A 14,338-nucleotide genomic window follows, 5' to 3' on the forward strand; every position below is an offset into this window, starting at 1 on the left:
TGTCCATGCCGCTGCTGAAAGATCACACTATCCATGCCTTTAACGACGCCGCTTTGGAGGGGATTGAATGAAAAAGATTTTTGTATTGGATACCAACGTGCTTCTGCATGACCCCAATGCCATATTTGCCTTTGAGGAACATGAGGTAATCATTCCCGCGGTTGTATTGGAGGAGATCGACTCCAAAAAAAGAAATGCCGATGAAATTGGGCGTAATGCCCGTAATGTATCGAGACTGTTGGATGGATTACGTGAGCTGGGTCACCTGCACAGTGGGGTACCTTTGGCTAATGGAGGTAATCTGAAAGTTGAGTTGAATCATCGGAGTTTCGTAAAAGTTCAGGAAATGTTTGGTGAAGTGTCCAACGATAATCGCATTTTGGCTGTCGCACTGAATTATCAGATCGAGGAAAATGAAAAGCAAATAGTCGAACGTCAGGTCGTGCTTGTCAGTAAAGATGTACTTGTGCGTATCAAAGCGGATGTACTTGGTCTGTTCACACAGGATTACTTATCAGATCGGACGGCAGGACTCAGCGAGTTATATCCAGGTTATACGGCCCTAAAAGTTCACCCGTCTGTGATTGATGAGTTTTACACATATCGTTTTTTACCAATCAAACCTTTACAGTTGTCCTATTCGTTGTATCCGAATGAGTTTGTTATTCTCAAGGATGAGATGGGAACCAATAAATCGGCTTTGCTCAAAGTGAATACAGAGGGAACAAAGCTGGAGCCACTTTTCCTTAGTAACGATAATGTCTGGGGCATTAGCGCACGTAATGCACAACAACGCATGGCACTGGAACTGCTTCTGAATGATGATATCCCGCTTGTTACGATCACCGGTAAAGCTGGAACAGGGAAAACCTTGCTGGCACTTGCAGCAGGTCTGCTTAAAGTGGAGGATGATCATAAATACAAAAAATTATTGATCGCTCGTCCTGTCGTTCCGATGGGGAAAGATATCGGTTACTTGCCTGGTGAGAAGGAAGAAAAACTTCGTCCATGGATGCAGCCAATCTATGATAATCTGGAGTTTTTGTTTGACACCAAAAAAGCCGGAGATATCGATAAAATTCTAATGGGACTTGGCAGTATTCAGGTAGAGGCTTTAACGTATATTCGTGGAAGATCGATACCTGGACAGTTTATTATTATTGATGAAGCGCAGAACTTGTCCCGCCATGAAGTGAAAACCATCGTATCAAGGGTCGGTGAAGGCAGTAAAATTATCTTGATGGGTGACCCCGAACAGATCGACCATCCTTATCTTGATTCTGCCAGTAACGGTCTAACGTATATCGTGGAACGCTTTAAGCAAGAGGGAATCAGCGGACACATCATGCTCGAAAAAGGGGAGCGGTCCAAGCTGGCACAGCTTGCAGCTGATTTATTGTAAAATTCCGGGCATTTATTTCCCGGAAAATGTTGTTATTAAAGCCGGCTCCTGGAGCCGGTTTTTTGCTGAAAAAATAAGTAAGCGTTATTACACAGAACTCGATATGCTCGTATTATGCAAAAATCCGGAAAAGTGTTTTTCGGCAGGGTAGGACAAGAGCACTACTTATTTGTTACAATAATTGCTGCAGGAAAAAACTAGGTGAACAGGGAGGGAAGTTAATGAAGCGTAGACATCAGGTTGTTTTGTTCGCGGTATTGCTGCTTTCGTTAACGATCTTGTCACCGAGTTTTGACTTTAGAGGTTCACAGCTCAATCAGGAACGCGATCAGGAGAAGGATACGTTTCCTGGTTCTTCGTCCCGTAATGAAGATGCTCAAGCTCCGCTGGAGATTGTGGTTGCCATGTCGGATGAAGAGTTTCAAGCCTTTCAAAAGATAGCCAAGGAAGTGGCTGCTTCCAAGCTGATAGAGATTAATCTTCGGAATGAGAAGCCAGATACATATAAGGGTGTTTTGGATCTCGAATTTTCACTAGGAGAGAACGGGGATGTTGTTCTGCTTGATAGTGAGGAAGTGCAATACTATGCCCAAAAAGGGTACCTGTATCCGTTAAACGGAACAACATTATCGAAGTCGCTCGGAGATACGGTAGTTGAGTTACGGGGTATGACAGAATGGAATGGCTATCAATGGGCAATGCCTTTTGATTTTGACCCTTACATTCTGGCTGCACAATCTTCATTTCTGAAGAGATCAGGCATGGAGTTGTTACCTCAGAATAAAGATCAGTGGGTCAAGCTTACTCAACAAGCTATGGCGGAAGGAGTTCCTTTAATTACAATGAACATCAATGATATGTATGGGACGAATGCGTGGCTGAATCATCTGGAACCCAGGATGGCACCAGATCAAGTTAGTCAAACGCAAATGGATTCGCAAACGGGAGATCTCCAGCAGGGGATTCAGTTGATGAATCAGATCCAACCTCATATTATAGCTCAGTCTACCAATCCGATGCTCTCAACAACTGCTTACGAGAACAACACACCGATGGTTGTATCATTGTTATCTCAATTATTAAGTGCAGATCAAGCGAGTGCAGTTCATAATGATTCTTTGGAGCGGATTTCTTTTGATACCTTGGAAACTGTAAGCTCCAGAAGCCTTGTCATTACTGCAGGTTCGGTTGAGGCACAGGAGGCCAGTAGATGGATTGAAGGAATGACGTCCGCTACGACACAGCTGAAATGGTACCAACAGGTTAATCGGTTGCCCGCAAAGCAACAGGAACTGGATTTGGAGTCTGAGAAGCTCGCTGGACGTTATGATATGACAAAGAGACATTCTTGGTTCTCAACACCCCAAGATGCCCCCGTTGCAACGACCGAAAGTCATGTTCTAATAGCTCGTTTTCATAAAAAAGTGCAACAATTCTTAAAGGGAGAAATCACGGCCAATCAATACGTAGATAGTATTAGAGCGATAAATTAACTTTAAAAAGATATAGCCAGTTTTACTTCCAGTACACCCTCACTTGTTGAAACATCTGTTGCTTTGACAAAAGACAGGATTTTCTGTGGATAGAACCCAAGGTCGAATTCTCTTTCCAGCATTCGGCGAGTGGTGTCTGGTAATTCAAGCTGGTTGAATACAAGTTTGTCCACATGAAAACGAATGGAGTTTTGTGGTTCATTTTCTACCGTATAATGTCCTTCAATGCTTAATTGCAACTGATCCCGCTGACCGGAAGCTATAATCTTATCCTGTTTAAACTGAAAAGCAAAGTCTTCGAAGATGGAATTCTGGGAACGTAGAAATGTATTAAGCTCATCCTGCCCAATTCGAATCGTATACGTTGTTCCAGTTGTAGATATTCCCCCATTTTGCTTTTGGATAAAATCAGGTAGGTTCTGCATGGCGGATGCCAATGCTTTGAAATATCGTTTCACCTCATAGATGCCGATATTCTCCCAATAAAGAGTCAGTTCATCCATCAGCTTCTGAATCGCTGCCGCATCTCCGCTGGTGGCTATTTGGGCATCCATTTCTTTTTGCAAGGCGACTACACGTTCCCGCTGGTTTTGAAGATTAGTCTTCATTTCGGTTAGTTCAGCTGTAGTCTGACGAATCTGAGTGGACGTCTGTTGCAGGTTGCGATAACGGTCCTGATACTTGTCCAGCACAGCTTGATCCCGTCCAATAATAATCTGGTAATAATCATACAGTACAAACAGGTCTTTGAATGACCTGGCTCCCAGGACCGTCATGAGGAGGCTGTCGCGTTCTCCTGTGTAGTAGGACCTCACTACAGCTCCGGCCCGATCTTGCTGAATATGTATCTGCTCTTCCTGTTCCTGAAGCTGGATGGCTAACGTCTCGTTTTGTTGAGCCAGCAGCTTCTGCCTTTTGGCGATGCGTTCGATTTCATGATCGATTTCGACGATGGATAGACTTTTTTGCAATATCTCACGTGTATCCTCAGGTGATGACTCTGCGTAGGTATAGATTGAGGGTAGTTGTAGGACTACAATGATGCATAATATAAATGCGACAATACCGGTATGACGTCTCACCGATCATTCTCCTTTCCACTTCTTCAATGACAATAGTACAGACTTGTTGTCTTCCAGACAATATATGAAACAAATACGTGAATTATCCTTAGTGGTTACATAACACCATGAACATTCATTTAATCTGAACACAACAAAAAAGCAACCCGACAGATATCGGATCACTTTCATGCTGCAGGTGGATTAGAGCGGCAAACCCATTTCGAATACGGTCCAGTAGCTGAACCCCGTGAATGTTACGATCATATAACCCCAGAAGAGCAATATGTACGTTCGCTCGGTAAATTTCAAGTATCCCAAAATGACAAAAAACGCAGTCTGCAGGAAAAAAAGCAAAGCCATTTCGACCAGATCTCCCGCAAAAGCCATCAGGCCAATTGCAAGCGTGAAGAACCCGAGTACCCGAAACATGCGTGCCACGGTAAATCCTCCTCTCCTAAGTACGATCATAGATTGTCTACACAACATTATACCGGGAAAGGAAAAACGTGTAAACAAATTTGGATATGAAAGCGAATTCTTTTTTTGCTAACAGTGAGTATAAAGGCATATCTTTTACATATGTCACGTATGAGCAAGCCTGAATGTGGAAATACATTTTAGTATGAAATCAATTCTATGAACTCTATGAGAGGCATAAGAATGAATGAAGCAGCTTTTATACCTAATTCACATACCGGGATTCCGGTAATGCGGACGGTTATTTTAGGATGTTGTTAGGAGGGTATTATAGCATGACTGCAGTGAGACAGGATGCTTGGAGTACAGAGGACGATTTGATATTGGCTGAGGTTACTTTACGTCATATTCGTGAAGGCAGTACACAATTGGCCGCTTTTGAAGAGGTGGGCGAGAAGATAGGCAGAACATCTGCCGCATGCGGTTTTCGCTGGAACAGTTGTGTTCGCAAAAAGTATGAATCTGCCATCAGTAACGCCAAGGCACAACGGCAAAAGCGGAGTTATCTCAGAAAGCAGCCAGCTATGCTTGGACCACAGGTTGCAGCATTGTCTACACTGGATACTGAAGAACAACTTTACAAATCAGATGGAATCTCAGACGATTCATTATCGATGGATGCCGTAATCCGCTTTCTGAGACAATGGAAGGGAACAGTTCAGGAGAGTAGTCGTCAACTCAAGATGCTGGAGAAGGAGCTTCGGGAGAAAGAAGATGAATTGCTTGAACTGCGTCTTGAGAATGACCGTCTCTCCAAGGAAGTGAATGAAGTACAGACGGATTATCGCGTGGTGAATGACGATTACAAAGCTTTGATTCAGATTATGGATCGTGCTCGCAGACTCGCATTTTTGTCCGAAGAAGAAGAAGAGCTCAAGACACGTTTCAAGATGGATGCCAACGGGAATCTGGAACGAATTGAATAGCACGTTCAGACGTCTGATTTGTGAGAGTCAGGTATGAACCCGCCACACCTCCGTTACCCAACGGCAGGTCTGACGGGTTTTTAGTTTGGTCTTTTTGTTCTATTATAGATAATAGAAGAGCAACTACTGAGACGGATAGGAGTGCAGCATATGATCATTGACATCGTAGGGGCGGGGGCCCTGGGTCTTTTGTATGGAGGGAAACTGCTGATGGCAGGTAACCAGATCAGATTTTGGACTAGAACAACTGCTCAGGCAGATCTCCTCACCCGAGATGGCGTAACTATTGTGGAACGAGACGTGGAGATGCATATTCTACCGGACCAAATACAGGCGAAACCAATAAGCGAGCTGACTGACACATGGAAGAACACACCAGGAGATTGGTTACTGCTCATGGTGAAGCAGACAGGCATTGACGGTTTTATTCATGAGGTTAGTCCATTACAAGATCGCATGTTAAATATCGCTTGTTTTCAAAATGGGATGGGCCATATGGAAAAACTTCAAGCAGTTTTGCCAAAGTCGCTTCTGTGTAGTGCGATTACAACAGAAGGTGCGAAGCGTGTACAGAGTAAGGTGGCTCGTGCAGGTACAGGTGAAACCAGACTGGGAAGATACAACATACATAAAGTGGTTTTTAACTCTGTAGAGGAGAAGAGTACATTTACGCTGGCGGGATTATTGCAGCAGGCAGGATTTGACTGTACAGTGTCGAATGAAATCGATAAGCTGATATACAGGAAACTGTTGATTAATGCAGTCATTAATCCGCTTACAGCACTATGGCGAATCCCTAATGGAGAATTGCTCATCACGGAAGAACGCAAGAGGCTAATGCGCCAGTTATATGATGAAGTATGGTTAGTATACTCTGAGCGAGGAATCTGTTTGGATCTGGATATGTGGGATCAACTGATATCGGTCTGCCGCTCTACTGCCACGAACACTTCTTCCATGCTTGCAGATGTCCTCGCTGGACGTGGTACAGAAGTGGAATCAATTAACGGTCACATCGTAAGGATGGCACGGGAGTTGGGCCTTGTTGCACCTACACATGAAATACTGCTTCATCTAATTGAAGGAATGCAACCGGAAGGAGTGAATTAATGGGACTTTTTATCGTGTTGAGCATATTACCCTTTTTTCCGTTCTTTCTTGTCTATTGGGGCATGTACGTATGGAAAAAAGACAAACGAAACGCCATGCGGATGGCCATGGATGTAACCACCTTTTTTCTTATTTTTTCGGTATCGGCGTTATTCAACTTAACATTTGATTCGAATTTTGGTTTTTATCTGACATTATTACTCATACTACTAGCACTTGGATTCATCGGAGGAGCGCAAAATCGACTAAAGGGGAAGGTCGATGGGGGTAGAATGTTCCGGGCCGTTTGGCGCATGGCTTTTGTAATCATGAGTTTCGGGTATGTTTTGTTTACTTTATTTGGATTATTTAGATACTTCATGAAACAGATGTAAGGTTACATAACGCAAAAGAGGCAAAAAATGTGTCGATTTTGTCGAAAACTGAAAAAAACATTACTTTCTGAAAAAGTAATGTAGATTTTTTTGACCGGTGGTTGTATAATCTATAAACATATAAACCATATCAATTTAGGGGGAACGTGTTAGATGAAAAGGAAAAGTCTATTAGTCCTTTTGACGCTGATTTTGGCGTTCGGTACCGTACTTGCAGCGTGCGGATCGAAAAACGAAGGCACAGGTAACACCGATACTGGTTCTGCAAGCGAAGGAAATGGTCTTGCTAAAGATCAAATCCTGAAAATCAACCTGTCAGCTGAACCTCCTACGTTGGACCCGGCTCAAGCAAAAGACAGCCAAACCAACACAGTTTTGAAATTCTTGTATGAAGGTCTTGTACGCATCGATGCTGATGGTAAAGAACAAGCAGGCGTAGCTAAAGACTGGACAATCTCCGAAGATGGTTTGAAATATGTTTTCAACCTGAACCCGGATGCTAAATGGAGCAACGGTGATGCAATCACTGCCGAAGACTTTGTTCGTTCTTGGGAACGTGCTTTGAAACCGGAAACAGCTTCTCCTTACGCATACCAATTGTACTACATCAAAGGCGCTGAAGGTTACAACCTCAGCAAAGACGAAACATACAAAGGTACTAAAATCACTGATTTCTCACAAGTAGGCGTTAAAGCTACTGATGAGCATACACTGGAAGTAACGTTGGAAAACCCAACACCTTACTTCTTGGGTCTGACAGCATTCTACACGTACTACCCAGTACATGCGTCTGCTGACACGAATGACAAATTCTTCACAGACTACAAAAACATGATCGTTAACGGACCATTCACTTTGGATCAATTCGCTAAAGGTCAAAAAATTGTTGTGAAGAAAAACGATGGCTACCATGCGGCTTCCGACATCAAATTGTCTGAAATCGATATGTCTCTGACTAACAGTAGTGCTTCTGAACTGCAAGCTTACAAATCAGGACAATTGGACTACACTGGTGCACCTAACGGTGAAATCCCATCCGACCAAATTCCTTCTGTAAAAGCGGAATTGCCGGACGAGTTCAAAGCTACTGGTATTGCAAGTACGTACTACTATCAGTTCAATGTAAACGAAGCACCATTTAACAACGTTAAAATCCGTAAAGCATTTGCAATGGCAATTCAGCGTCAGCTGATTGTTGACAAAGTTACACAAGGTGGACAAATCCCGGCATTCGGCTTTGTACCTCCAGGTATCCGCGGTGAAAACGGCGAATTCCGTGATGAGCACAAAGATGATTACTTCACTGAAAATGTGGACGAAGCTAAAGCATTGCTTGCTGAAGGTATGAAAGAAGAAGGTTACACAACATTGCCAGCAGTTACTTTGATCTACAACACTAGTGATGGTCACGCGAAAATCGCTTTGGCGATTGCTGACATGTGGAAACAAAATCTTGGTGTTGATGTGAAAACAGAAAACCAAGAGTGGGGCGTATTCCTTGAGAACCGTCAAAACCAAAACTTCCAAGTAGCTCGTGCAGGTTGGTCTGCTGACTACAACGATCCATACAACTTCTTGGAAATGTGGACTACTGGAAACACAAACAATGATTCCAAATTCAGCAACGAACAGTATGACAAAGATGTTAAAGACACTGTAAAATCTGCTGATCCAGCTGCACGTATGGCTGCATTTGCTGACGCTGAGAAAATCCTGATTCAAGATGAAATGGGCGTTATGCCAATCTACTACTACACTAACGTATCTTTGACTAAGCCTTACCTGAAAGGCGTACAACTTGATTTCAGTGGAGCTATTGACTTCACTCGTGCATATCTGGAAGAGAAATAAGTTGTTCTGAAGTCTATATGATTACTTCGGGATATATATGTGGAATTCCATATATATCCCGATTTTTTTGTATGTGCACCGATTTTCCTTATAATTCTTGAAATTTCCGATAAATGGATTGGACTTTATTAGAGTCTAATTCTACAATCGATTTGTATACAAAATATTGTTTGTGGAGGTGTGCAAGGGTTGATTAAGTACGTCTTGAAAAAATTGCTATTTATGCTGCTATCGCTTTTCATACTCGCATCTGCAACCTTCTTCCTGATGAAGGCGATTCCGGGTGACCCTTTTACAGCCGAGAAAAAAGTGTCGCCTGAAATTCGTGCCTTGCTGGAACAGAAGTATGGATTGGACAAACCGATGTATGAACAATACCTGAAGTATATGGGTGGAATCATTAAGGGAGATTTCGGGGTTTCGATGAAATATCTCAATCGAGATGTAGCCGGAATGATCGGTGAAACTTTCACCGCTTCGTTGAAGCTTGGAGTATTTGCCATTGTTATCTCCATTATCGTGGGTGTTTTACTGGGGCTTATTGCTGCAGTTTACCATCGTAAACTTATTGATGATGTCACCATGATTCTCGCTGTCATAGGTATAGCTGTTCCGAGCTTCTTGCTTGCGTCACTATTGCAGTATCTCTTTGCTACTAAATTGGGCTGGTTTAACGTTATGGGCTTCGATGGTCCACTGGACTACGTTCTTCCGGTTGCAGCGCTGTCTGCTTCTCCGATTGCCTTTATCGCTCGGTTGACGCGTTCGAGTATGCTCGAAGTTTTACACGCTGATTATATCAAAACAGCAAAAGCCAAAGGCCTGAAATGGCCTGCAATTATGTTTAAACACGTTGTAAGAAACGGTATTCTACCGGTAGTAACTTATGTTGGTCCAATGACAGCGAATATCATCACAGGTTCCGTTGTAATTGAACAGATCTTTAACATCGGTGGCATAGGTAAAGTGTTTGTAGAGAGTATCACAAACCGTGATTACACCATGATCATGGGGATTACGATTTTCTATGGTATCCTCCTGATGTTGGCGCGTTTCTTTACAGATATCGCTTATGTGCTGATTGATCCTAGAATTAAGCTGGAAAGCCGGAAGGGGGCATAACGTTGTCTGGCACGAATAATAAAAACAATGAAACGGCGAACACTGACCTGACTAGTCAGGCAGCGGTTAAACCGCAAGAAAGTGTATCCCTTTTTAAAGATGCTATGTACAGACTTGCAACCAATAAGGCTGCAATGATTAGTCTAGGTGTATTGATTCTTGTCGTGATTTTCTCTTTGATTGGTCCAACTTCTTTGTTTACCAGTTATAATTATTATTCCAACGATCTACTGAATTCCAACGCACCGCCGAGTGCGGAGCACTGGTTCGGTACGGACGAGCTTGGACGTGATGTGTGGGTAAGAACTTGGGTAGGGGCACGTGTATCCCTTACTGTAGGTTTAGCCGCAGCTTTAATTGACCTTGTTATCGGGGTTGTTTATGGAGCAATCATGGGTTTCTACGGTGGACGTGTAGATGGAATTATGAATAAGTTCTCCGAGATCCTCTATTCCTTGCCTTACATGCTGGTTGTAATTTTGTTGCTGGTTGTATTGGAACCAAGTCTGACAACGATTATCATTGCCCTTACCATAACAGGCTGGATCAGCATGTCATGGATTGTGCGCGGTGAGATTATGCAACTTAAAAACAGAGACTTTATTCTTGCTGCACGGTCCATGGGCGCAAGCACGGGGCGTCAATTGTTCCGTCACTTGCTGCCAAATGCAATAGGACCGATTCTCGTAACATTGACGTTATCCATTCCGAATGCAATCTTTGCCGAAGCGTTCCTGAGCTTCCTTGGATTGGGTGTATCTGCACCGAGATCTTCACTAGGTTCCATGATCAACGATGCACTTACTGGCTGGACACTATTCCCGTGGCGGATGTGGTTCCCAGCAGGTCTGATGGTTCTGACAATGCTTGCATTTAACTTGCTCGGAGACGGTCTGCGCGACGCACTCGATCCGAAATTACGTAAATAGAAATAGGAGGTGGGATTATGGAGCCGATTTTAACAGTCAAAGACTTGAGTGTGTCGTTCTCAACGCGCTCTGGTGAATTTGATGCCGTTAAACATGTGAGTTTTGAACTTGGCAAAGGAGAGACGCTGGGGATCGTAGGTGAATCGGGTAGTGGTAAGAGTGTTACCGCCCAAACCATCATGAAATTGATTCCCTCCCCGCCTTCGAAGGTCAAAAGCGGAGAAATTACTTTTCACGGGCAAGACCTGCTGAATAAAACAGACAAACAAATGGAAGCAATTCGTGGTAAAGATATCGGTATGATCTTCCAAGATCCAATGACTTCTTTGAACCCTACCATTAAAATTGGTAAACAAATTACGGAAGTATTGCGTAAGCATCAGAATATGTCCAAACAAGCGGCAAATAAAGCTGCGCTGGAAATGCTGGAACTTGTAGGTATCAAAAATGCGGCTATTCGCATGAATCATTACCCACACCAATTCTCTGGCGGTATGCGTCAGCGTGCCATGATTGCGATCGCGCTTGCTTGTCGTCCATCTCTTCTGATTGCGGATGAGCCGACAACTGCACTTGACGTTACAATTCAGGCTCAAATTCTGGATGTAATGAAAGACATGCAGCAAAAGCTTGGAACATCCATCATGCTGATTACGCATGACCTTGGTGTAGTAGCAGGTATGTGTGACCGTGTTGTTGTTATGAAAGAAGGCGAAGTTGTTGAAACAGGAACAACTGCTGAAATCTTTAGTAACCCTCAACATCCATATACGATTAAATTGCTGAATGCTTTGCCTCGTCTGGACGAGCCCAAAAAGGAAAAACCAGCTCCGGCCGGTATTATCAAAGGCAGCAACAAGCCTCTGGTACAAGTGAAAAACTTGAAACAGTACTTTAATTTGGGCAAAGGTAACATTCTCAAAGCGGTCAATGATGTAAGCTTTGATATCTTTGAAGGTGAAACACTTGGCGTTGTAGGCGAGTCCGGCTGTGGTAAATCCACAACAGGTCGTACCATTCTGCGTCTTTACGAGCCGACTGGCGGAAGTGTTAACTTTAACGGAACCGATATCTACAAGTTGTCCCCGCGTAAAATGAAAGAAATGCGTAAAGATATGCAGATGATCTTCCAAGATCCATATGCATCCCTTAACCCGCGTTTCAACGTTATGGATATTATCGGGGAATCTCTCGATATTCATGGCCTGGCTTCCAGCACTAAAGAGCGTAAGAGACGAGTGGAAGAGTTGCTTGATCTGGTAGGTTTGAATCCAAGCCATGCACTTCGTTATCCACATGAATTCTCCGGTGGTCAAAGACAACGGATCGGGATTGCACGTGCACTTGCTGTGGACCCTAAATTCATCATCTGTGATGAGCCATTGTCTGCACTGGATGTATCCATTCAGGCGCAGGTCGTTAAATTGCTTGAAGAACTTCAGCAACGTCTCGGCTTGACATACCTATTTATTGCGCATGACTTGTCGATGGTTAAACATATCAGTGACCGTGTAGCTGTAATGTACATGGGTAAAGTGGTAGAGCTCGCAGAAAGTGAAGAACTGTATGCAAACCCTGTCCATCCTTACACCAAAACATTGCTTTCAGCGATCCCTGTACCTGATCCGGAAGTCGAAGCGAACAAACGTCGCATTTTGCTGCCGGAAGAGCACATGAGCCCGATTCAGAATGGATCTGGTGGACCTGCAAATGACCCATATAATCTGGAAAATGCTCAATTGATTGAGGTTTCCAAAGGTCACTGGGTTGCAGAACCTTACGTATAATAGGAATCTTAAAGCGATATGCTATTATTGAAGTATTAAGTGCCGCCGACTCGTTCGGCGGTTTTTTTCGTTTTTTAATCACTTTCTTTTGACGAAGCGGCCTTGAATTCGGTACAATCAAGAAAGGCTCTTTGAAGCAGAATAGGAGGCAGACCTCATGAACGGTATTACCGAGGCACTCCGCAGCGGATCAAGACTTGCAGAAGATTATATCTGTTCAAGAGATGCTGCGCGTGGCCTTTACGAGTATGACATTCGCTGGGAATCAGGACTTCAGGCGCGTGCCGAGTGGCTGGACCAATCGGAAAACACACGCATTGATCGTCGTGATCTGGCAGAGTATTTACGTATATATAATAAGCGGGTGAACGACCATGGAGAGGTTCATGCGTCTATCACACGTCTTGCAGAACAAGATGCACTTGTGGTTACAGGAGGACAGCAGAGCGGTCTGCTCACCGGACCACTGTTCGTCATATACAAAGCTGCCAGCGTTGTGGCAGCTGCGCGTGAAGCGGAAGAAAGACTTCAACGCCCGGTAGTCCCCGTATTTTGGATTGCCGGTGAAGACCATGACTGGAATGAGGTTAACCACACGTATCTGCCTGATCATCAGGGAGACATGAAGAAGATCAAGTTACAAGGACGATTCGCAGGAAGGGATTCTGTGAGCAATGTTCATGTGGATACGCAGCAGTGGATGAATGTACTCGAGCAGGTGGAGCGTCTGTTACCTGATACGATACATAAACCAGGATTGATGAAATGTATTACAGAGATTCATCAATCCAGTTCGAATCTGAGTGATGCATTTGCCCGCATGATATCTGCCTTGTTTGCCAGCAGTGGACTTGTTCTAATGGATGCATCAGATCCAGAATTGCGCAGGTTGGAACAGCCTGTGTTTGAACGTTTGATCCGTAGTAATGAAATGTTGCGTAACGCTTATTTGCAAGGATCTTCGTTGGTGCAACAAGCTGGTTATGCTATGCCTGCCGAAGTGGCGGAGGATGGAGCCAATTTGTTCTATATCCATGGAGGCGCACGTTTGCTGTTAACGCTGAAGGATGGCTTGTATACCGATCGTAAGGGTCTGGTTTCTTTCACAGAGGAGCGTTTGCTACAGGAACTTGGAGAACATCCGGAGCGCTTCAGTAACAACGTATTGACCCGGCCATTGATGCAGGATTCCGTTTTACCTGTGGTTGCTGTTATTTTGGGGCAAGGTGAAATTGCATATTGGGGTTTGACCCGGGAAGCATTCCATCAGTTCGGCCTGCAAATGCCCATTTTGTTGCCGCGGCTGTCCTTCACCATTATGGAAGATATTCATCACAAACATATGAAACAATATGGGCTTTCTTTCCAGGATGTTCAATATCATATGGAACAAAAGAAGGAGCAGTGGCTCGCACAGCAGGAGACGTTCCAGGTAGATGAACAGTTTGACAAGGTTCAGGAAGCGTTTCTTGCTCTGTATGGACCGTTGCTAGATGAGATCGCGGAGATTCATCCGGGGCTGGAACGAATTGGCGATACCAATCTGAGTAAAATCAACGAGCAAATGCATTATCTGAAACAGCAGACTCACAAAGCGATCGAAGATAAACACAATGTGAGTCTAAGGCACTGGAACGGCATTCAGAACTCCTTATTTCCAACGGGCAAACCACAGGAACGAGTACATAATGCACTCTTTTACCTGAATCGCTATGGCACCGAGTGGATTGATGAACTGATTAAGGCCTCAAGCGAATTCCTTGGAGAACACAAGGTTATTGCACTATAGAGACCTTTATAATA

12 protein-coding genes are annotated in these 14,338 nt (G+C 43.9%); 10 read left to right on the top strand and 2 right to left on the bottom strand.

Annotated elements, in window-relative coordinates; genetic code table 11:
* Window positions 1–67 precede the first annotated feature (67 nt).
* Together MHH93_RS11325 and MHH93_RS11330 are read left to right on the top strand one after the other, a co-directional pair.
* Window positions 68–1,402: a PhoH family protein gene (locus MHH93_RS11325; RefSeq protein ID WP_500054139.1), complete on the top strand. Its 1,335-nt coding sequence runs from the start codon at window positions 68–70 to the stop codon at window positions 1,400–1,402.
* Between the two features lie 221 nt (window positions 1,403–1,623).
* On the top strand, window positions 1,624–2,895 hold the full coding sequence (locus MHH93_RS11330; protein ID WP_500054140.1) for an extracellular solute-binding protein: 1,272 nt from the start codon (window positions 1,624–1,626) through the stop codon (window positions 2,893–2,895).
* Window positions 2,896–2,897: 2 nt separating this feature from the next.
* Here MHH93_RS11330 and MHH93_RS11335 read toward each other — a convergent pair whose 3' ends face one another.
* Entirely contained in the window at window positions 2,898–3,977 is a 1,080-nt protein-coding gene (locus MHH93_RS11335) for a hypothetical protein (RefSeq protein WP_500054141.1), read from the bottom strand.
* Window positions 3,978–4,160: 183 nt separating this feature from the next.
* On the bottom strand, window positions 4,161–4,397 hold the full coding sequence (locus MHH93_RS11340) for a DUF2626 domain-containing protein (RefSeq protein WP_017687281.1): 237 nt from the start codon (window positions 4,395–4,397) through the stop codon (window positions 4,161–4,163).
* A gap of 314 nt (window positions 4,398–4,711) precedes the next feature.
* On the opposite strand from MHH93_RS11340, the gene MHH93_RS11345 reads away from it, so the two are divergent.
* The 8 genes from MHH93_RS11345 to bshC all read left to right on the top strand — a co-directional run bounded on the left by MHH93_RS11345 (window position 4,712) and on the right by bshC (window position 14,324).
* Entirely contained in the window at window positions 4,712–5,362 is a 651-nt protein-coding gene (locus MHH93_RS11345) for an RsfA family transcriptional regulator (RefSeq protein WP_278298902.1), read from the top strand.
* Between the two features lie 150 nt (window positions 5,363–5,512).
* The gene (locus tag MHH93_RS11350) at window positions 5,513–6,472 is read left to right on the top strand and encodes a ketopantoate reductase family protein (RefSeq protein WP_500054142.1); all 960 of its coding nucleotides are present in this window, start codon (window positions 5,513–5,515) and stop codon (window positions 6,470–6,472) included.
* Window positions 6,472–6,846, top strand: coding sequence for a DUF3397 domain-containing protein (locus tag MHH93_RS11355; protein WP_500054143.1), 375 nt, complete (start codon window positions 6,472–6,474; stop codon window positions 6,844–6,846). Before MHH93_RS11350 ends, MHH93_RS11355 begins: the two co-directional genes overlap by 1 nt.
* Window positions 6,847–6,999: 153 nt before the next feature.
* Window positions 7,000–8,697, top strand: a complete 1,698-nt coding sequence (locus MHH93_RS11360) for a peptide ABC transporter substrate-binding protein (protein ID WP_500054144.1) — start codon at window positions 7,000–7,002, stop codon at window positions 8,695–8,697.
* Window positions 8,698–8,886: 189 nt separating this feature from the next.
* Window positions 8,887–9,819, top strand: coding sequence for an ABC transporter permease (locus MHH93_RS11365; RefSeq protein ID WP_264928075.1), 933 nt, complete (start codon window positions 8,887–8,889; stop codon window positions 9,817–9,819).
* A gap of 47 nt (window positions 9,820–9,866) precedes the next feature.
* Window positions 9,867–10,748 carry an ABC transporter permease gene (locus MHH93_RS11370; RefSeq protein WP_500054384.1) on the top strand — a complete coding sequence of 294 codons (882 nt, stop codon included), beginning with the start codon at window positions 9,867–9,869 and terminating at the stop codon, window positions 10,746–10,748.
* Window positions 10,749–10,765: 17 nt separating this feature from the next.
* Window positions 10,766–12,535, top strand: a complete 1,770-nt coding sequence (locus tag MHH93_RS11375; protein ID WP_500054145.1) for an ABC transporter ATP-binding protein — start codon at window positions 10,766–10,768, stop codon at window positions 12,533–12,535.
* Between the two features lie 157 nt (window positions 12,536–12,692).
* The gene (gene bshC, locus MHH93_RS11380) at window positions 12,693–14,324 is read left to right on the top strand and encodes a bacillithiol biosynthesis cysteine-adding enzyme BshC (RefSeq protein WP_500054146.1); all 1,632 of its coding nucleotides are present in this window, start codon (window positions 12,693–12,695) and stop codon (window positions 14,322–14,324) included.
* Window positions 14,325–14,338: the final 14 nt, after the last annotated feature.

Source organism: Priestia sp. FSL H7-0729 (assembly GCF_038005685.1).
Taxonomy (GTDB): Bacteria; Bacillota; Bacilli; order Paenibacillales; family Paenibacillaceae; genus Paenibacillus.